Raw genomic sequence first — 20904 nt, forward strand, 5'->3', positions numbered from 1 at the left:
ACGCGGAGCATTACAGAGTGGGCGGCCGCTCCCGCAAGGGCGGCAACGAACATGGAAAGCTCCGTGCTCAGCTTCATGGCCTTCGGGAGAAAGAAGGCCACGGCAATTATAAGTAAAATAATTCCAGAGTGTGCAAACATGTGGTCATTTCCTTTCTTGATCTCTCGTTGTAGAGGAAACTAGCCCCCGATTCCATCGGGGGCTATGATGCTACTTATTCAATTCCTTCAGGCTTGATCCAATGGAAAGAGCGTCCTTTGCTTCAATAAGAGGCTTGTCATTGTCCTGCGCGAGCTTCGTGAAGTAACCGTCCGGGTTGCTGCCGGCCACGATGAGTATGGCGTCGCCAAGAGGCATTATTTCATCTATGGAAGCCTGGTCAGCGCTGTCTGTCCGCCGGGCCATTCCTTCCACGTGGGCTGTGATGACAACTATGCCCTCAGCTTTGGCGGCTTCTATGAGTTCTTTGCAGCGGGCTATTTCTTTGTTGACGTCTGTGCCCGCCGCCCCCATTCCCTTTCCGCTGGTTCCAGTGGTAACGATGAGGGTCTTATACCCTTTCCCGGCGAGATCGCTGGCGCTCATAGTATTGTTGCTTTCCACAGGGGTTATTTGAGATTGCATAAGAGACATTTTTACCATGACGGCGCCCGGACTCTGTCCACAGGTAGTTACAATAACAGGTGCTTCCACAGCAGGCATTTCAGCAGCACTTGCTGCGCCTGCAAAAAAAAGAGCGGCAGAAAGGAATACCACTCCAAAAAGCAAGAAGCTTTTTGGGTTCATTGTCTTAAGTTTCATATGTTTCCCTCCTCAATAGATAAATAAGTTCAATTTTTCGCATGAAATGGTAGCTTGAAGAGGGCAGGACAACAAGATTTTAGTTTTTTTCGTTCACGAGTGTAATGTTTTGTTTAAAATTAAAGAATAAAAAAAGATCCTCAATATAGTCTACGTCTGGCTTTATAGATTTGAACTAAATGAACAAAACAATAGGGGGGCTTTAAGCCCCCCTATAACGTCTAAATTAATCTGTAGCTATGTTTAAATGAGTTTATATTTGTTAATAGGACGTCCTACATCCTGATATTCCCTTTTCATTATAGCTTTCCCAGAAGCTACAAAATATTCCAAATACCGCCTTGCGGTTATTCGCGAAACATTAAGGGATTCCGCCACTTCCACAGCAGAAAGGGAATCGCTGGTTCGCCGCAAAAGGCTCTCCACCTTTTTCAGCATTTCCGGATTCAAACCTTTAGGAAGTGATGATTGGTAATTTTTATAGCTTTTAACCTGAAAAAGGCTGTCTATATCTGCTTGATCCACGTCTCGTGGCCCTCTTTTAAGCTTAACTTCCATTTGTCTGAAAGATTCCAAAGAGGCTTTCAACCGTTCATATACAAAGGGCTTTACAATATAATCGAATGCTCCAGCCTGAATAGCTTCGTTTACAGTGCTTACATCTCTGGATGCTGAAACGATAATTACGTCAACATTCTTTTGCAGTTCTCGTATTTTACGCAGAGTATTCAAACCGTCAAGACCTGGAAGAAAGATATCAAGGATTAAAAGGCGAATCGGCAACACATCTAACAGCTCAAGAGCTTTTGCGCCATCTCCAGCCACTGCAACAACGCGAAAATCTTCTAAGCTATTAATAAAATTTTGGTGTATCTCCGCCACCATAGGATCATCCTCAACTACGAGAACCTCTATCTTATTCAAAAAAATCTCCTCCTTCTCTATTGGGAAGGGTAACAATAAACTCAGTAAATTCATCAAAACTGAAATCTAAAGAGATGTCTCCCCCCAGCGCATCCACCATTCTCCTGATGTTGTAAAGTCCATATCCAGAAGTACGGGGACGGGCTTTGGTGGAAAACCCTTTCTCAAAAATTTTACTTGCCTTTTCTTTAGAAAGTTTTCCCCCGTTATCCCAAACACATAGCATTATCTGATTCGACTCGTCAAAAATAGAAAAAGATATTTTACCTTTCCGGTCACGAAGATTGAGTACAGCTTCTATGGCATTTTCCATGAGGTTCCCGATGATAATGACAAGTGCCTGGTCGCTGATTGCTGCAAGCTCGCCGCAATAACTATCGGGAGTAATCTCGCACTCTATACCCAACTCTCGGCATCGCCCTAATTTCCCCAAAAGGATACCCCCTACCGCGGGGTTCTTAATTCTTTCTGCAATCAAAGAAGCCGTTATTTGTCCCGGAGCTTGTTCCTGAGCGATAAAAGTCAAAGCCCGCTCATATTTGCCCAGCTGTATAAGACCGGAGATGGCCTGGAGTTTATTTACAAACTCATGGTTCTGGACCCGTAAGGAATCCACGTACATACGAACGCCTGTCATCTCTTCTGCCATCGCATGAATTTCAGACATGTCACGAAAACTGGCAATGGCCCCAGCCACTTGATTATTTAACACCACAGGAATTTTGTTTATTACCAGGGGGGTTCCCCCAACGTTCTGTTCGAGGTCATAGGCTGTTTCCCCAGACGTTAGAACCCCTGTGAGGTTGATTTCAGGCACAAGGCTGTCTACATCCTGCCCTTCTACATCAGAAGTCATATTCAGAAGCTTGCGCGCAGAACGGTTAATAAGGGTGATACGACCGCGATTATCTATAGCTAAAATACCATCACGAATAAAGTCTATCAGCCTCTCTCTCTCTTACAATCCTGGTCACCTGTCTTTTAAGGGACAAGTTCCATAAGAGAATAAGGATTATAGCAATGGCAAAGCCGCCTACTACTTTTATTATCAGTCCTTTATCGATTCTCCCATCCTGCCTGTATTCATCAAACCACTTGCGATAGAGCCTGTCGTAAGTACCATTGCGGCGGGAATCAGCAAGGCCTTCTCGTAATATCCCCGCCAAAGATATATCCCCATGGGCAACAGTGTATCCCCAATCTTTGCTAAAAAGGTTCAAAGACGTGGCGACCACATTTGCAATAGAAATTTTTTTACAGATAGCCAATCCCTGATAAAGGTTCATGAGGGCAAAGTCATATTGCCCCGATGAAAGAAGATGAACGATCTCCACCGGATGGCTTGCCAATACGATCTCTGAAGCCAGGCCGCTCAAGCGGAGATATTCTTCTTCAGCGCTGCCCTGCTCTACAACAATGGCTTTACCAGAAACGTCACTCAAGCGGCTGCCGCCCAAGCCTTTTCGTGTAAAAATGGAATAGGGAACTTTAAGCACTGGAAGGGAGAAATAATATTGTCCTATTTCTTTTCCAGAAACATTAGGCAACCCAACTCCACGCTGGTCTGTTTGTGAAGAAGACGGTGGAATATTTACCACAGGCGCTAAACGAGGCAATATGGCATCATTGCCACGAGCATCTGCCACTCCTAGCAACAGATCCACATGGGAAGAATAAAGAAGCGCTGGAACTTCTTGCCAACGTACCATTCTGAAGTTTAAAGAAAGCTCTTTCTGTCTGGCGATAGATTGTAAAAGCTCAACAAGGAACCCCGTCGGTACTTGTGTTTCGCTAATAAATTCAAAGGGATCCTGTGCCCGGTCCCCTACCGCATAAATAACTCGGCCTCCCGCGCCAGCCCCCCGGCTCGGAGAAAGAGAGATAAAAACAATCAGAAAAGCGGTAAAAAGAAAAGCTGCTATCCGAAACCTTTTTCTCATTCTCACCAGACCCTGCCCCACATATATTTGGAGATGAGAAGGGTACAGAGATCCCACCATTTTTCCATGGCATCTTTCATCCCATTGTTAGAAATCTCATTCAAATAAGCGGTACCCAACTCTGGAGAAGAGCTCCACAATTTCACTGCCTTTTTTTCAATCTCTGCCTGTTTCTCAAACAATTCCCTTTCAAAGGGAACGCGAACCTGCTCCATATCTCGAAAAGCTAATTGATAACGCCGATTCACCAGATCAGCAGCCAAATAGAATACCCATCTGGCAGAAGATTGGTCAAAACGGCCTATCTTGAAATTTTGCCATTCTTTCGGGATAATGGTGGTTCCAGCATAAACCGGCACATAAACTCCCATATGGGGATGTCCCATAGAAAACCACAATATTCCGCCTACAGGGGCAGGAAGCCAGCTTCTGGATTGTGAAACAAAACTATAGGATGTTTTAGCCGAAATAGGCCGGTGATATGGAATATTCAAGAGGTCACGCATAGAGTTGTCTGGGAAGGGAGTTGCCAACTCGCTTTTTACAAGTTTGCCATTAACATCGGGAACAAGCCAGGCTGGATTATCCTCCATGTTGAAAGGCGTTCCTTCAAGGGTAGAACGTTGCATGGTCATCACATCTTGAACGGATATTTTTTTCTTTGGCTTAATAGAAAAGGGATAAAAAGAAACATCTGCGTTCGGATCCCATTCCTTGGAAGGATCCAGTGTTTTAAAAAGATAATGGAGCCTTTGCCGAATCCAGTCGCTATACATAGACCAATACCCAGAACGGGGGGAGTAGGCTTCCCTCCAGTTAAAAGGGCGTCTGGAGCCTGGCTTGTACCAGCCATGCTGTATAGCTACATCCTGATAATTCTTAGAAGCCATAAAATAGCTGAGCTGCCCAGACAGCCCCCGGGATGCCGCTTCCCGGTTTCCACATGAAACCAACACTGCGAATCTCAAAAATCCAGGCCTCATTGGGATCGGCAATGGTAAGAGCCTCGCCCTGACCAACACAGGAAGGAAGAAATCCATAGGTTTCAGCAAGCTCCCCCATAAGTTTAATGGCTTCGCGAGCAGTTTTTGTTCGTTGAAGAGCTATAATTTCCAACTGCTCAATGGTAAGAATCCCTTTCGCATCAGGAAGGAAAGCGCTTAATTCGTCTTTCTGCCCAACAGTACTCTCACCGATGGAGAGCTAATGCTCGTTGAAGCAGGAATAGCCTATGTGGAAATATGTGTAGGTTTCTTCAGCCTGAGGAATTTGGCCGATCACCCGAGGCGGGTTCGCGTCTTCTCCTAAAAGGTTGATGTAAACATCCATCATCGTTCCCGGAGAGTATTTTTGTCCTTTTACCACCCTTAGATTTGCATCATACCAATTATCAGCAGTATGAGAATTGATCACAGATCCATCCGCGCTCGCGGATCTCCCCACAAGAACAGCTGTACAAGCCCAGGAAGGAGTGGAAACGAGTACTAATAAGCAACAGAAAGGCACCGCCCACGCAAGCCCAAGGCATTTTTTTCTCCGATTCACGTTGTCAGCCCCTTTGAAAAGAGTTAAAAGCAATTTTCCCTAGACTATAGAGGTTCCATTATACGATACAAACGGGCCTGGAAAATCCCGGCCCGTTTATGTATACCCAATTAATATAACGAAGGTTGCCAACTCTCTGCTTTAACAGTCAGGACGGGGAGGATTCGTTTGAAATGCAAGGGCCTTGTCTTTCACTGTGACATATACCTTGCTCCCTTCCCGAACCTCTCCAGCCACAAGAGATCGGGCCATTCTGGTTTCCAGCTGCTTTACGATGAAACGCTTCAAGGGGCGGGCTCCAAAAACTGGATCGTACCCTGCATCGGCAATATAGTCTACCGCTTCTTCTGACAATTCAAGATCAATCCTATGATCTTTCAAACGCTTCTGAAGCTCTTGTGCTAACAGCTTGACAATCTGGCGTATCTCATGCCTCTGGAGTGGCTTGAATAGAACCACATCATCAACCCTGTTCAGAAATTCCGGCCGAAAGGCCTGGCGCAGCTCTTTCATCACAGCCTCGCGAGCATCTTCTTTGATCTGCCCGTCTCCAGTGATCCCCTCAAGAAGAAGGGGAGCCCCTATATTACTCGTCATGATGATTACTGTATTCTTAAAATCCACCACATGGCCCTGACTGTCTGTAACCCTGCCATCGTCAAGGATTTGAAGCAAAACATTGAAAACATCGTGGTGAGCTTTCTCTATCTCATCAAAAAGAATCACAGAATAGGGGCGACGCCGCACCGCCTCAGTAAGCTGACCACCTTCCTCATATCCAACATAGCCAGGGGGGGCTCCGATAAGCCTTGATACAGAGAATTTTTCCATGTATTCCGACATATCGATACGGATCATATTATCTTCACTATCGAACAACGCCTCGGCAAGGGTCTTAGCCAGCTCAGTCTTTCCCACCCCTGTGGGACCAAGAAAAATAAAGGACCCTACAGGCCTGCGGGGATCCTTGATGCCTGACCGTGCCCGTATCACCGCATCAGCCACAAGTTCAACAGCCTCGTCTTGTCCAATAACCCGCTGATGGAGAATCTCGTCGAGCTTCAAAAGTTTCTCCCGCTCCCCCTCCATAAGGCGAGTCACAGGAATGCCTGTCCAGCGGCTAACGATCTCGGCAATCTCATCTTCAGTAACTTCTTCCCGCAAAAGCTGGCCCCCTTCTTGTCCAGCGGCAAGAGCCCCCTCTTCTTTTTTCAACTGCTGCTGTAATTCTGGAAGGCGCCCGTGTTTTAATTCCGCCGCCTTATTCAAATCATATTCCCGCTCAGCCTTTTCTATCTCTCTTTTTACAGCGTCAATTTCTTCGCGCATCTTGCGAACTTTAGAGATGACTTCTTTTTCGCTCTCATACTGAGCACGAAGGGCATCTGCTTCTTCCCGGGCCTCCTGAAGTTCCTTCTGGAGAACACTCAGGCGTTCAAGACTGGCCGCGTCTTTTTCTTTTTTGAGCGCCGCCTCCTCTATCTCAAGCTGCATCACCTTTCGGGATGCCGCGTCGAGTTCAGCGGGCAAAGAATCGATCTCCGTCCGGATCATGGCGCAGGCCTCATCAACAAGATCAATGGCTTTATCAGGCAAAAAGCGATCAGTTATATAACGGTTTGAAAGTACCGCCGCCCCCACAAGGGCATTGTCCCGAATACGCACGCCGTGATGGACCTCCAGTCGTTCTTTCAAACCCCTCAAAATAGAAATGGTATCTTCCACATCAGGCTGTTCTACCAAAACCGGCTGGAAACGCCGGGCCAGAGCCGCGTCCTTTTCGATACGTTTCCGATATTCATCGATAGTTGTAGCGCCAATACAGTGAAGCTCTCCCCTGGCCAGCATGGGCTTCAGCATGTTCCCCGCATCAATAGCCCCTTCCGCCGCGCCTGCTCCTACTATGGTATGCAGTTCATCAATAAAAAGAATAATCCGCCCCTCGCTGGTCTTTATTTCATTCAAAACAGCCTTAAGGCGTTCTTCAAACTCCCCTCTATATTTAGCTCCGGCCACAAGAGACCCCATATCGAGGGCAAAAATGCTTCGATCCTTTAGCCCTTCCGGAACGTCCCCCCGAACAATCCGCTGGGCAAGCCCTTCAACAATGGCTGTTTTACCCACGCCCGGATCGCCTATCAGCACAGGATTGTTCTTCGTTTTTCGGCTTAGTATCCGAATAACCCTCCGCACTTCCTCATCCCTGCCTATCACAGGATCCAGCTTTCCAAGGCGTGCCATTTTTACCAGGTCTCGACCGTATTTATCAAGGGCCTCGTAGGTTTCTTCCGGATTTTCGCTGCTTACCCGCTGAGATCCCCGAACCGCGGTCAATGTTTCAAGAAAAGACTCTATGGTTATGTTGTATCCGGCAATAATCCGACCCGCTGCTGTAGCGGAACCCTCTTCTAAAAAGCATGAAAAAATGTGCTCCACAGAAACATATTCATCTTTCAATCGCTCTGCCCGTTCCTGCGCCTGTACAAGAATTTGAGAAACACGGCGAGAAATATAGATCTTCCCCGGCTCCAATCCCGGCCCGGAAACTCGCGGACGTTTTTCTAGTTCCCGCTCCACATCCTTTTTCAAGGCATCAACAGGCACGTTCATTTTCTGAAGTATACGGGGAATCAGCCCTTCAGACTGCTCGAGAAGGGCCAGAAGCAAATGTTCACCATCTACTTCTTGGTGTCCCCAGCGAAGGGCCATGTCTTGAGCTGAAGACAGTGCTTCTTGTGATTTTTTTGTAAATTTTGAAATATCCATTATCATATACCTCCCCGTGAAACCGTCCTTCGATCCTGGCGTGTTTGACCTTTACTAACCATTAAGTATTATAAAGGTCAGCATTGGTCATTCAAGAGGGCTTAATGTTGCTGAAAGTGCTTTATTCTCTATTTCTATCATTTTAATCTTAATTTCTCTTTTTATCTTCTAATTACTTCTATTTTATAAGAAAACTCTTATGGTGAGAACAAAAGAAGAAGATATAATATGTATGGTATGAAAAGACTTTTTTAATGGAGGGAAAACCATGAAGAAGAAAAATATTCCTCTTCTGACTTTTGTCATCCTCGTTCTCTTTTTGGTTTCGGGACACCTTTGGGCCGCAGAAGACTTTGTAGTCACAGATTTCAAGCCGCAAGGATCAATAGAAGAAAGAGCGCCCCTTATAACTGTTGTTTTTTCGGCCCCCGTCACGCCTTCTGAAACATGGCCCTTATCCATATACCCTGCCATTCCGGCTGAAGGAACATGGAACGATCCTCAAACCTTCACACTGAAACTCATCAAACCTCTTTCTTCCGCCACTCAATATACTGTAGAAATGAAAGAAGACCTGCGTGATGAAAAAGGACGGCTATTGGCGGGCCGCCACTCTTTCCGCTTCCAGACCCCGCCTTTGACTTTTGTTGAGTGCCGTCAAATTGATCTTACAGAGGATGGCCTCGCTACCCTAGAACTTCTTTTTTCCGCTCCTGTTTCTCCCATTCGAATTCGCGGATTCGCAACCCTCAAAGACTCCTATGGGAAAATGGTACCCTATGCTGTTTCAGGGGAACAACCCTCCACCTCAATTACTCTTACAACCCGACCCTTTGACGGAAATGAGCTTCTTCTTTCCATTGCCAGTGGGCTGACCAGCGAAGCAGGCCCCCTCGGTCTCGAAAGGCCCATTGAGCAAAAAATACTGCTATCCTCTGCTTTGGCCGTTCGTGGATCATGGAATTATCTTCAGGGACCGAACCGCGGATCTATTATGATCCAGACATCCTCGCCGATAGATATGGCAAAAGCCAGCAATTTCATATCTCTTGAGCCAAAGATCCCCTTTACAGTAAACCCTGAATACAACGGATTTACAATTGATGGTCCCTTTCAACCCCGCCAGCGCTATGTCCTCACCTTGAAAAAGGAACTCTCCACCCGAACTGGAAGTCAGTTAGGCGAAGAATTCAAAAAAGCGTTTGTTTTTTCAGATGTTGAACCTTCTATTGCCTTTCCCACGGGAGGAATGTTCCTCGCCCCCGCGGAAGACTCTCGAATCCCTCTTGAAACAGTCAATATAGATGAAGTGGAAATGAGCCTGTGGCGTCTTTACGAAAATAACATACCCTATGCGGTGATGACAGGCATTAATTCTGTCCCACGGGAACTTTCAAACCTTACGGCTCAGAAAAAAGCAAAAATCCAGGGCACCCCCAATATTGCTGAAAGGCGGGCCATAGACCTTCGAGAACTGGCAAAGGACGAGAAGGGGGTTTTTCTGCTCACTGCAAGAAACACCGCTCCAAACACATGGCAGGAGGCCCAGCAAGTGGTGGCCCTCACCGATATAGGAATTATGGCAAGAACCTATTCTGAGGGGATCATGGTCTGGGCCAACTCTATTCGGAAACTCGAAGCTTTGGTGAAAGCTGAAGTGCGCGTCTATTCCCGAAGCAACCAACTCATAGCAGAAGGAAAAACAGGACGTGACGGCATTTTTATGCTTCACCGCACAGCGCCATGGAACGATGAACTCCGCCCCTTCCTTATTACCGTAGAGAAAGACGGGGATATATCTTTTCTGCCTTTGGATAGAAACGTCGTCGCTGACAACGGTTTTGACATTTCTGGCCGCCCCTATCTTCGAAAGGGATACGAAGCTTTCTGTTTCGCTCCCCGCAATATTTTCAGACCGGGAGAAACCGCCCAATTCAAGGCGATTGTGAGAAATGGAGCACACCAGGCACCATCTTCTTTCCCTCTCCTTCTTACCATCACTTCCAGCCATGGGAAAGAACTCTCCCGTTCCACAGCGAAACTTTCTCAAGAAGGAACGCTCCTCTACTCATGGGAAATCCCTGAAAACATTATGACAGGAGCCTATCAACTGTCCCTTCTTATGCCAGGAAATGAAAAAACCCCCCTTGGAACCATGACCTTCTATGTTGAAGAGTTTGCCCCTCCACGCCTTGAGGTCCTCATTGAAGAAAGTGTCAAGGCCCTCAAGCCAGAAGAGGAATTACTGCTTTCATTTTCTTCCCGCTACCTTTTCGGAGCCCCTGCCTCTGATCTCCCCTGGGAAGGAGAGGTAAGGGCTGTTTCTTCTTCCTTTGCTCACCCCAAATGGAAAGCCTACATTTTTGGAGATCCGGAAAAAAAATCGGAACCTGTCAATGAATTCATTGGACAAGGCAATCTCGATGAAACAGGCAAGGGATCTCTCTCTTATAAAGCGAGGGGAGAACTCATGGCTCCGTCAGTCTTAAACTTTCTTTTTACCATCAGGGTGAGGGAAGAGGGTGGACGGTGGGTCCCCCAAACAGTTTCCATACCCTGCTATCCCGCCCCCTACATGATTGGCATAGAGAAAAGCAAAGACGCCCCGCTCCCACAAAAACCTTATGAAATCAGAGTGGCAGCAGTGATCCCTGACGGAACCCCGGCTCCTCTTCACTCCCTCACCGTGTCTGTGTCAAAGATCATGAAACATTACACCTTGAAACGGTATGCTGACCAGACCCGCATGGAAGAACAGGAAGAAATTGGCACACCTGAAGTCAAAGAAGTCGCTCTTTCCCAGGGAATCGGCCTTTTTACCTTCACTCCCCAGGAGCCTGGAGAGTACCTTCTGCAATTTGAAGATCAGGAAACGGGCAGTTCAGCGTCAACAAGGCTGCAAGTCTGGTACTCTTTTGGATCCGGGGAAGGGGGCTCTCCCCTTATCGACAGGGTTATCATCTCCACCGATAAAGAAAAATATGTCCCTGGGGAAACTGCCACTGTCAACATCCAATCCCCTTTCCAGGGACTGCTTCTCTTTACAGTGGATACAGATAGACAGCTTATTCGAAAAATAGAAGAAATGAAATCCGGAGAAACCTCTCTCAAGGTTAAGATTACGGAAGATATGGTTCCCAACGCCTATTGCACTGCTTGGGTCATTCGTTCTGTTTCAGATAAAGATTACGATGCATGGGGGGCGCACCGCGCTTTAGGAACAATCCCCCTTTTCGTCGATAAACCAGAATCTCACTTATCCGTTTCAATAGAAAGCCCACAGGAAATAGAACCTGGCTCCCGTCTTCCCGTAACGGTCTGGCTCAAAGATTTCAAGCAAAGACCTGTGGAGGGGTACGTTGCACTGGCTTTAGTTGATGAGGGCATTTTAGGGCTAACCGGATATGAAACTCCTGCCCCGGATACATTCTTTTTGGGCAAAAGAGAGCTGTCAGCTTTCACAAACGACATGTACGACCAGCTTATGCCCCTTGAATCCCGGAAAACTCCTCTTCTTCATCCCTCGGGAGGAGACAGCGCTGAAGCTATGTATGACGCTGCAATGGGCGGCCTGCTCTCACCCCTCCTTACAGGACGATCCTTTACCATCCTCTCTCTTTTTGAAGGGGAGGCAGGGACAAACCATGAAGGCAAGGCGGTCATAGACCTTGACATCCCCGAATTCAGCGGTAAAGGGCGCCTCATGGCTGTAGCTGTGGCAGGTTCTGCTTTTGGATCTTTTGCGCAATCAGTGGTCATTCAGCGTGACATAGTTGTAGAACCTTCCCTTCCGCGGGCTGTTGCCCCTGGGGATCATTTTATAATGCCTGTCACCCTTTTCTCCCAGGGGGATGTTGAACAAAAAGTGACCCTTCGGGTCAAGGAGGTCCAGGGCATGACCATAGATGACAATAAAGTGGTCACCCTTTCTGTCCCGGCAAAGGGCAGAATTAGCACGGCAATGCCCGTAACCGCAGGGGCAAAAGCCGGAACAGGAAGCCTTGACATTGAAGCTCAGTGGGGAGAGAAAAGCTTCACCCTTTCTAAAGAGATAACAATCCGTCCGCCCTATCCCAAAATAACCACAACTCAAAGCGGCGTTATCACAGAAGAAGGAGACCATACTCTTCCAGTTTCCGGTGGATGGTTCTCTGGAACACAAAAGGGAACGCTGATTCTATCGGCCCTTCCCACGGCTAACCTCACCGGCGCTTTCAATTTCGTGCATTATTACCCCTACAGCTGTCTTGAACAAACCGTATCGAGGGGCTGGCCACTGCTTGTGATGCCTAATCTGGCAAAACACATTGATCCTCTTCTCTCCTCTGAAAAAGAGGTGGAGAAGCAGCTAGAATCCATTTTTCGCCGCCTTGGAAACCTTCAGCTTTTTGACGGCAGTTTCGTTTCGTGGAGCGGTGAGGGCATTCCCCACTTATGGGGCAGCATCTACGCCTCCCATTTTCTTGTAGAAACAGCCAAAAAGAATATTCCTCTTCCAGAAGGTCTGCTGGAAGGGGCTTTGTCCTATCTGCGCCAGATTCTTTCTCTTAGCGATGAAGAAGGGCCTGAAAAACTAGCAGTCAGAGCCTATGCCTCTTATGTTCTTACATTGAACGGGGAACCTCCCTTGGGCTGGATGGAGCACCTGAAAGGGCACAGACAGGCAATGACTGATTCAGGGCGGATCTTTCTGGCCGGAGCCTACTCTCTTTATCAGAAAAACACCGCCCCATTAAAAGAGCTCGGCCAAGTACTTTTTTCAACAGAAGAAGGGGTGGGGGGCCCTACCTACGAACTGTACTGGAGAAACAAAGCCCTGCTGCTGCTAATGTGGAACGCTCTCGACCCTCTGGCGCCAGAAACAATAGCCCTTGCATCCGAACTTACTGAACAGCTTTATAAAGAAACGTGGGAAACAACTCAGGAAAACGCCTTAGTCCTTCTCGCACTGGGACGATATATGGAAAGCACTTTGCCTCTTCAAAAGAAGCCTTTTACTGCTGAAGTGTTTCTTTCTGAGGGATCGCCCCTTGCAAAAATCTCAGAGAAAGAAGAGATCGCCCTTCCTTTAGACGCTGTTTCTCACGACCTGATCCTTCGCCTTAAAGGGGAAGGACCCCTTTATTACGGCCTGTCCCTTTCGGGAGTGCCAGAGGCAGCGGTAGAAGCTTACAATAAGGGAATTGAAGTACGGCGGGTTGTAAACAGCAGCGCCTCCCTCGGGCAGAAGCTTTCTGTGGAGCTTTATGTCACTCCCTTGGCCCCAACGACAACCCTTGTGCTCTCAGATCTTCTTCCCGGCGGGTTGGAAATAGAATCCACAGGAGAAATCTACTATATGCCCGCTGACGGGGGCGAGATCAGGGCAGAAAAAAGGGACGACCGCCTTATCCTTTTCATTACAAACCTTAAAGGCCCCCTTATATATCGATACACAACAAGAGCTGTAACCCGCGGCACCTTTGCCCTTCCGCCAGTGTCAGTGGAAGACATGTATAATCCGGGCATAAGGAGCCTGAGCCATGGAGGCACGCTCTCCATTGAATAAAAAATGGCGTAAAGGGCTGGTCCTGGGCGGAGCTCTCCTTTTTCTCCTCTGGGTCAGCCCTCTTCTCATACCATTACATATTGAAAAGGTCAGAGAATGGCCAACTTCACCTATCCTTCTCGATGAAAAGCTGCGTCCTTTTTTCGTGAGCCTTTCTTCCTCTTCAGAATGGTGCATTCCCATACCTTACGAACAAATGGGCGCTTGGCTCCCCCATATCGCCGTAGCTATTGAAGACCGCAAATTCTGGTCTCACCATGGCGTAGATTTTTTTGCCATTGCCCGGGCAGGATTGCAAAACATCCGAGCCAAGAAAGTCGTTTCCGGTGCCTCTACTATCACAAGCCAGGTCATCCGCCTCTCTATTTCAAGGCCGCGAACCATCCCCATGAAAATAGCTGAGTTCCTTCAGGCCATGAAACTGGAAAGACTTATTTCAAAAAAAGAAATTCTTGAAATCTATCTCAATAGAGCGCCTTTTGGAAGCAACATTCGAGGGGTAGAAGCAGCGAGCCGAATCTGGTTTGGCAAGCCGGCCGCCACCCTTAACGTAGAAGAAGCGGCCCTCCTCATCGGCATGCTCCGAGGCCCCTCCCTATTCAGGCCGGACAGGAACCCCAAGAGAGCCATGACACTCCGAAACCAGATATTGGCCGCTATTGCGGATCAAAAACTCATATCAAACAGTTTCGCCGCGAAAAGGGCTGGGACCCCACTTCCAAGCCAAACCTATTCCATGCCAGCCTTGGCCTTCCATTTTGCCCACCAGGTGCTCTCTCAATCTGAAGCTCTTGTCATTACAACAACCCTGGACATGCAACTTCAGAAGCAGGCAGAGCATGTTATTCAGAGAACCCTTAGCGACCTCCCCCCTTCTATTACTGGAGCCGCCATGGTCGTTCATAATCCCACTGGCGCTATCCTGGCCTATGTAGGGAATGGGCGGCTGGGAACAAAACAATGGGGGAGCTGGATTGACTGCTGTCAGGCTCTGCGTTCACCAGGTTCAGCCCTTAAACCCTTTGTCTATCTCGAAGCTTTCAGCAGAGGTCTTCTTACCCCTTCCTCCCTTCTTGTGGACTCGCCTCTTTCCTTCGGCGGCCTCGCTCCCCGAAACTTTGACCTCACCTACCGGGGTCCCGTTTCAGCAAGAAAGGCCCTCGCCCTTTCACTGAACGTTCCGGCTGTGAGAGTTCTTCGCACCGTAGGAACAGAAACTCTTCTTCAAACACTACGAGCTGCCGGCATTGCATCCCTCACTCACGAACCGTCCCATTATGGGGATTCCCTGATTCTCGGAGGGTGCGAAACCACTGTAACCCAAATGGCCCTGGCCTACGAAACCCTGGCCAATTTAGGCATTCAACGTCCCCTTCAAATGATAAAGGAAAATGATGCTCCCTACGAAAAACGGATTTTTGACGAGGCGAGCTGCTTTCTTATTGCAGATATATTAAGGGATCCAGGCCGTTTACTTCCTCTACATCGGGAGGGAATGGCCAACCAGAATATGTCCATAGCCTTTAAAACGGGAACATCCTACGGATTGAGGGATGCCTGGACCGCAGCCTATACCCCTGAACATACGGTAGTTGTCTGGTTTGGAGACCCCGCGGGTTTCCCCCATCCTCTTCTTACGGGGTTAAAAATCGCGTCTTCCGCCGCCATAGAAATGATCCAGGCCGCCACAAAAGGAAAATGTAAGTGGTACATGCCCCCTGCCGCTCTTGCCCAACGAGAGGTCTGCGCCCTTTCAGGCCTTCCTCCCACAAAAAATTGCCCCGCCCACAGAATGGACTGGTACATTCCAGGCATTTCAAGAAACGACCGCTGCTCCATTCACCAAAAAGGCAAAGGACAGCCAGATATACCCCTTACTCAAGAACCGCAGAAACTAACTATCACATCGCCTCTGCCCCAATCTCAATTCTTTCTCACCCCCGAAGGAAGGGGACAAAAGATAGCCCTCCGATGTGAAGGAAGCAAGGATATTCTTTTCTGGTATTTGGATAATGAGTTTTTCGGGCAAAGCAAAGCCCCGAAAGAGCTCTTCTGGAAGCTCTCTCCGGGGCGTCATAGTATTTCTGTAATGGATGAGCAGGGGCGAAGCGATTCCATATCTATTGAAGTTCTTTCTCTTTCTTCTCCCAAACCTCAGTCTGCCCCTCTCCTTGAACTTCATTGATCTTTCATGCCGCGAGGGTTAAAGGATGAAACTTTCGCCAACTCTTCAAAGAGCTCCCGCTCCTTTTGTGACAAGCTTTTAGGAACAGCGATCTCTACGATCACATATAAGTTTCCAGGCTGAGCTCCTTTCCTTCGCGGCAGTCCTTTCCCCCTCAAGCGAAGACGCTGCCCGCTCTGTGTTCCTGCCGGAAGCTTCATACTCACCACTCCCTGAAGAGTTTTCACCGAAAGGGAGGTTCCTAATGCCGCTTCCCAGGGTGAAACGCGCATGACAGTGGTCAAATCATATTGATCCACTTGAAAGTGTGGATCCTTTCTCAGCTTTATCGTGATATAGAGATCTCCATTTGGCCCCTCGCCCATTCCCTGGCCCCCTTTTCCGGGAAGGCGTATCCGGCTGCCGTCGGTAATACCCTGGGGGAAGTTGATAGTAAGAGTCTGAGTTCGAGGAATCCGCCGGCCATCAGCCCCAATCTCATACCGTTCTAGCGAAATAGTCTTGGAATCACGGCAAATCACATCTGAGAGAGTCAGCTCCATCTGAACTTCAATATCTTCCCCCTTGCGGCGCCGAGGCGCACCTCTGAAGAAAAAGTCCTCAGCCCCGCCCTGGACACCTCCAAAACCTCCAAAAATGGTCTTGAAGAATTCACTGAAGTCAGAGCCCCCTCCTTCACCAAAATCCATGCGGAAAGTGCCACCCTGTCCCCATTCTGGCGGAGGAGTAAAGGTTTGGCCCTCTCTCCACTGATTGCCTAAAGTATCGTACCTCTGACGTTTATCAGAATCCTTAAGCACTTCATAGGCTTCGTTGATCTCTTTGTACCGCTCTTCACTTCCCGGCGATTTGTTTACATCAGGATGGTACTTTTTCGCTAAATTACGATAGGCCTTGCGAACATCATCCTGGGTGGCGTTGCGATCAATCCCGAGAACAGCGTAGTAATCTTTATATGTTACAGGCATGCCATCACCCTTCCCTGACCTTTGCTAACCAATTATTATACGACAAAGGAAAAGCCCGGGCAACCTATGTACCCGGGCCTCAGATTTCTTATTTAATGGGGGTGGTTCGGATGTTCCGACACGTGGTCATCAACGTGATCTTTCCCTCTTTCCGGAAGAGGTTCAACATGAAGGGAGATGAGGGTTTCCGGCCCAAACTCCTGATGAAGCCTGTCTTCCACCACTGAGGCTATATAATGGGCTTCCACCAGGCTCATAGACCTATCGACGAGAACATGGGTTTCCATGGCAATATAGGGACCGACCCGACGAGTTCGCAAATGGTGGACTTCGCGAATCTCCTTCGACTCCCTTATAAGGGCTATGATCCGCTCTTCCGTTTCTCTATCGAGAGCTCCCTCAAGAAGTTCATTCAAGCTCTCAAGCATTATCGGCAGCGAGACTCGAATGATAAAAAAACTTACAGCAGCTGCCGCAATGGGATCGAGGATGCGGCCTCCGCCTCCTAAAAAACGGGCCCCTGCGATGCCAAAAAGAACGCCTATGGACGAAAAAGCATCGGAACGATGGTCCCAAGCCTTGGCCAAAAGAGCCGGGCTGTTTATATTTTTGGCCCAGTGGGCTGTATATCGGTATAGAAGTTCTTTTACCACAATGGACAAAAAGGCAGCCCCCAAGGCAAGCATTCCAGGCCGGGGAAGAGCCTCTCCTCTCAAGATCATAATAATTTTATGAGCGGCTTCAAGCAAAATCCCAGTGCCTGCCACAAATAAGACCACTCCGCATAAAGAAGCTAAAAGAGTTTCCACCTTTCCATGGCCATACCGATGATCTTTATCTGCGGGCTTGTTGACCACTTTAAAACCGAAAAACACCACTACATCGGTAACAAGATCAGAGAGAGAATGGGTGGCGTCAGCAATCATGGCTCCGCTATGAGCGGTGAATCCTGCCGCATATTTTACAATGGTAAGAACCAGATTAATCCAAAAACCTACGGATGTCACTAATAGGGCACGTTCCCCTCGGTTGAATTCCATCAAAGCAGGGCTCCTTTTTGTTGTAATAATAAATGCTCAAGAAATATTTGCAGTATATAATGAAAAGAGTAAAAAAGGCAATAAAGGGGGAGATTGGTTATGAAAATGCAAATGGTCCATATCGATCTTTCCACTGGGACAATAGATACGTTCTCAGTGGAAGAGGGGGTAGCTCGCCGTTTCATAGGAGGTTCAGGCCTCGGCACCTATTTTTACTTCAAATATTCCCGTCCGGAAATTGACCCTTTAGGGGCGGAAAACCCGCTTATTTTTATGAATGGACCCTTTCAGGGCACTGGAATACCCACCAGCGGCCGACATCAGATCGTTTCAAAATCTCCCCTGACAGGGGCCCACGGCGAATCAGACGCTGGCGGAACTTTTGGATTTCATCTTTTGCGAGGGGGCTTTTACGGCCTTATTGTGGAGGGGAAAGCTGAAAAGCCTGTCTATATAGTCATTCGCAACGGAGAAGTTTCTCTTCGCGACGCATCTCTTTTATGGGGAAAAGATTCCTTTGAAACCGAACAGATGCTTAAAGAGGAGTTTGGAGGAGCTTGCGGTGTTTCATGCATAGGCCCGGCAGGAGAAAAAATGGCCCTCATAGCAGGAATAATGCACGACGGACCCCATGCTCGAGCTGCTGGTCGATGCGGCCTTGGCGCAGTCATGGGAAGTAAAAATCTAAAAGCCATTGTCGCTGGGGGGACTTTTAGACCAGGCCTGTTCGACGAAGAAAAAGTGCGGGCCCTCTCAAAAGAAAAACACCTTTTATTTTCTCAGAAATTGGCAGGTATGACCCGTTTTGGAACTGCCGGCGGAGTATCCTTGGCCGAAGAATACGGGGATTTGCCCATTAAAAACTGGCAGCAAGGCTCATGGAAACCAGATGTCTTGTCTATTACGGGTGAAGCCATGGCCGACACAATCCTCACAGAAAATTACGGCTGCGTTGCGTGTCCCATCCGTTGCGGGAGAGAAGTTGCCTTCGATAATATTGCTGGGGCAGGGCCTGAGTACGAAACCATCGGCATGTTGGGAAGCAACTGTCTTGTCAACGATCTGAAAGATATAGCCCGGGCTGCCGATATCTGTAACCGCTACGGCCTCGACACCATCTCGACAGGGGCAGCAGTAGCCTTTGCCATGGAGCTTTTTGATCGGGGCATCGTTACAGAGAAAGAAATCGGATTTCCCCTTAATTGGGGAGACGGAAAGGCCATGATCCGAATAGTGGAAGCCATGGGAAAAAGAGAAGGCTTCGGCGCTATTCTCAGCCTAGGAACCCGCAAGGCAGCTGAAATAATAGGACATGGGGCTGAGCGATATGCAATTCACGTAAAAGGCCTTGACCTTCCTGCCCACGATCCTCGCTGCTACAAAAGCCTGGCTGCCGGATATGCCACATCAAGCCGCGGAGCCTGCCATCTTTCAGGCTACACATACGCCTGTGAACGAAACGCTACTTATAAGGATTTTGGAATTACAGAGGTCCTCGACAGGGCCATCGATGACGGGAAAGGAGAACTGAACGTTCCTTTCCAGAACTTTATGGGCGTTCTCGACTCTCTAAAAATATGCAAATTTCCAATCCTTGCCTGTGTCTCCATTGATGATCTCCTTACATGGATTCACGGCGTTACAGGCTGGGAGATGACCAGAAAAGAGCTAGAAGAGACAGGTAAGCGCATCTTTACACTGAAGCGGCTTTTCAACTCCCGGTGCGGCTTCACAAAGGATGACGATACTTTACCAGAACGGATTCTTCACGAACCGCGCGGAACAGGAGGAGCCGCGGACACACTTCCCGACCTTCAGAAACAACTTGAATGCTACTATGCAGCCAGAGGCTGGGACGAAAAGGGCATTCCTACCTATGAGCAATTGAAAAAACTGGGGATTGAAGAATTCGCATTATAGACATTAAAAAGATTTTCCATGACAAAAGCAATGGATGAGATGGTCATTGACCATCCCCACTGCCTGCATATAGGAATAGCAGATGATGGGGCCGACGAAGGTAAATCCTCTTTTTTTCAGCTCCCCGCTCAAGCGGGCAGAAAGAGGGGTGGAAGCCGGTACGTCTGACGGATTTTTCCAGTGATTGGTTATGGGTTTGTTATCTACAAAACTCCATAAAAAGCGCGAAAAAGAACCATGCTTTTCAGCAATGGCAATGAATTGGCGCGCATTGTTCACCGCCGCCGCGATCTTTCGCCTGTTTTGTATGATGTGGGGGCTCTGACAGAGCCCCTCTATTTTTTGCTGATCAAAGGCCGCCACTTTTTCAACATCGAACTGGGCAAAGGCATCTCGATAGCCTTCTCTCTTCTTAAGAACAGTGAGCCAGCTCAATCCCGCCTGGGCCGATTCTAGAATCAACAGTTCGAAAAGGCGCTCTTCGTCGTATTGAGGAACACCCCATTCTTCATCGTGATACGCAGTGAGCAATGGATGGGTTTCCGCCCAGGGACAGCGCTTCATTTCCTCATTGGCTATCATAGTTCCAAAGTCTCCATAGACATGATGGCAAGATCTACAAGCGTAAGAGTTCCCCACCGTATCTCTTCCACCTCCGCCAGATATTTAATGGCCTCTGCCGCTTCAAGGGCACCGATAACATAAGGGGTGAAACTTGGAGTTCCCGCCGCAACCTCAATGCCCGCGTCAGGGAGACTCCCTTCAAAAACATCAAAATGAGTTTTTTCCCATGGTCTATATCGTCCCACCTGCCCAATCATCCCCCCAAGAGCACCATGGATGACAGGAACTTTCGCCTCCTTGCACCCTTTATAGAGAACAGCCCTTGCCAAATTGCTATCAAGGGCATCAATTGCCAAATCCACTCCTGCCAGAAGTGACTGACAATTATCCTCAGTCAACATGTGAGGAACCGCCCACACGTTGACATGGCCATTGATCTCTTTTACTCTCGCCTCAGCCGCTTCAGCCTTTAATCGCCCAAAATTGTCTTCCTTTGCCAAGAGCTGACGATTTAAATTACTCTCTGAAAACACATCCCCATCTACAAGGGTGAGCGTTCCTACCCCTGCCCGGGCCAGAATTTCAACAACCACCCCGCCGAGTCCTCCGCAACCAGCTACAAGAACGTGGCATCGAAAGAGGCGTTCCTGTCCCTCCATTCCTAAACTTGCTATGTTCCGGTCATAACGGCGGGGAATCATTG

The 20904-nt window shown here is 48.3% G+C and carries 15 protein-coding genes and 1 pseudogene; 3 read left to right on the forward strand and 13 right to left on the reverse strand.

The annotated features are described in order from the left end of the window. Nucleotides 1-210: 210 nt before the first annotated feature. From B2U56_RS07920 to clpB, 9 genes and pseudogenes are all read right to left on the reverse strand, one after another. A complete protein-coding gene (locus B2U56_RS07920) occupies nucleotides 211-801 on the reverse strand; it encodes a DUF6305 family protein (RefSeq protein ID WP_286953174.1) in 591 nt (196 codons plus the stop codon). A 243-nt stretch (nucleotides 802-1044) separates the two neighbouring features. Beyond that, nucleotides 1045-1725, reverse strand: coding sequence for a response regulator (locus tag B2U56_RS07925; protein ID WP_013047588.1), 681 nt, complete (start codon nucleotides 1723-1725; stop codon nucleotides 1045-1047). Beyond that, on the reverse strand, nucleotides 1718-2581 hold the full coding sequence (locus B2U56_RS07930) for a sensor histidine kinase (RefSeq protein ID WP_286953176.1): 864 nt from the start codon (nucleotides 2579-2581) through the stop codon (nucleotides 1718-1720). The genes B2U56_RS07925 and B2U56_RS07930 overlap by 8 nt, the downstream gene beginning before the upstream one ends. Nucleotides 2582-2587: 6 nt before the next feature. After that, a pseudogene (locus B2U56_RS09815) lies at nucleotides 2588-2671 on the reverse strand (hypothetical protein); the annotation flags it as partial. Next, nucleotides 2652-3665 carry a transporter substrate-binding domain-containing protein gene (locus B2U56_RS07935; protein ID WP_286953177.1) on the reverse strand — a complete coding sequence of 338 codons (1014 nt, stop codon included), beginning with the start codon at nucleotides 3663-3665 and terminating at the stop codon, nucleotides 2652-2654. The pseudogene B2U56_RS09815 and the gene B2U56_RS07935, both read right to left, overlap by 20 nt. A 2-nt stretch (nucleotides 3666-3667) precedes the next feature. Then, the gene (locus tag B2U56_RS07940; protein ID WP_273015313.1) at nucleotides 3668-4555 is read right to left on the reverse strand and encodes a C69 family dipeptidase; all 888 of its coding nucleotides are present in this window, start codon (nucleotides 4553-4555) and stop codon (nucleotides 3668-3670) included. After that, on the reverse strand, nucleotides 4545-4862 hold the full coding sequence (locus B2U56_RS07945) for a C69 family dipeptidase (RefSeq protein ID WP_333593321.1): 318 nt from the start codon (nucleotides 4860-4862) through the stop codon (nucleotides 4545-4547). The genes B2U56_RS07940 and B2U56_RS07945 overlap by 11 nt, the downstream gene beginning before the upstream one ends. A 6-nt stretch (nucleotides 4863-4868) precedes the next feature. Beyond that, on the reverse strand, nucleotides 4869-5210 hold the full coding sequence (locus B2U56_RS07950) for a C69 family dipeptidase (RefSeq protein WP_286953179.1): 342 nt from the start codon (nucleotides 5208-5210) through the stop codon (nucleotides 4869-4871). Between the two features lie 141 nt (nucleotides 5211-5351). Further along, entirely contained in the window at nucleotides 5352-7976 is a 2625-nt protein-coding gene (gene clpB, locus B2U56_RS07955) for an ATP-dependent chaperone ClpB (protein ID WP_286953181.1), read from the reverse strand. A 268-nt stretch (nucleotides 7977-8244) separates the two neighbouring features. Between clpB and B2U56_RS07960 the strand changes: the two genes are divergently transcribed. Both B2U56_RS07960 and pbpC read left to right on the forward strand, forming a co-directional pair. Beyond that, entirely contained in the window at nucleotides 8245-13524 is a 5280-nt protein-coding gene (locus B2U56_RS07960; protein ID WP_286953182.1) for an Ig-like domain-containing alpha-2-macroglobulin family protein, read from the forward strand. Then, a complete protein-coding gene (gene pbpC, locus B2U56_RS07965) occupies nucleotides 13499-15709 on the forward strand; it encodes a penicillin-binding protein 1C (RefSeq protein WP_286953184.1) in 2211 nt (736 codons plus the stop codon). The genes B2U56_RS07960 and pbpC overlap by 26 nt, the downstream gene beginning before the upstream one ends. Here the strand turns inward: pbpC and B2U56_RS07970 are convergent. Beyond that, nucleotides 15703-16677 (reverse strand): DnaJ C-terminal domain-containing protein, encoded by a 975-nt coding sequence (locus B2U56_RS07970; RefSeq protein WP_013047582.1) that lies wholly within the window; start codon nucleotides 16675-16677, stop codon nucleotides 15703-15705. The genes pbpC and B2U56_RS07970 overlap by 7 nt on opposite strands. A 92-nt stretch (nucleotides 16678-16769) precedes the next feature. Beyond that, nucleotides 16770-17717, reverse strand: coding sequence for a cation diffusion facilitator family transporter (locus B2U56_RS07975; protein WP_286677185.1), 948 nt, complete (start codon nucleotides 17715-17717; stop codon nucleotides 16770-16772). Nucleotides 17718-17816: 99 nt separating this feature from the next. On the opposite strand from B2U56_RS07975, the gene B2U56_RS07980 reads away from it, so the two are divergent. Further along, nucleotides 17817-19637: an aldehyde ferredoxin oxidoreductase family protein gene (locus tag B2U56_RS07980; RefSeq protein ID WP_286953187.1), complete on the forward strand. Its 1821-nt coding sequence runs from the start codon at nucleotides 17817-17819 to the stop codon at nucleotides 19635-19637. Between the two features lie 3 nt (nucleotides 19638-19640). Here B2U56_RS07980 and B2U56_RS07985 read toward each other — a convergent pair whose 3' ends face one another. Continuing rightward, nucleotides 19641-20219 carry a DNA-3-methyladenine glycosylase I gene (locus B2U56_RS07985; protein ID WP_041459293.1) on the reverse strand — a complete coding sequence of 193 codons (579 nt, stop codon included), beginning with the start codon at nucleotides 20217-20219 and terminating at the stop codon, nucleotides 19641-19643. Further along, complete coding sequence (locus tag B2U56_RS07990) at nucleotides 20216-20902, reverse strand: HesA/MoeB/ThiF family protein (RefSeq protein ID WP_013047578.1); 687 nt, start codon at nucleotides 20900-20902, stop codon at nucleotides 20216-20218. The genes B2U56_RS07985 and B2U56_RS07990 overlap by 4 nt, the downstream gene beginning before the upstream one ends. Nucleotides 20903-20904 lie beyond the last annotated feature (2 nt).

The sequence above is a fragment of the Aminobacterium sp. UBA4987 genome, from assembly GCF_002396985.1.
GTDB lineage: Bacteria > Synergistota > Synergistia > Synergistales > Aminobacteriaceae > Aminobacterium > Aminobacterium colombiense.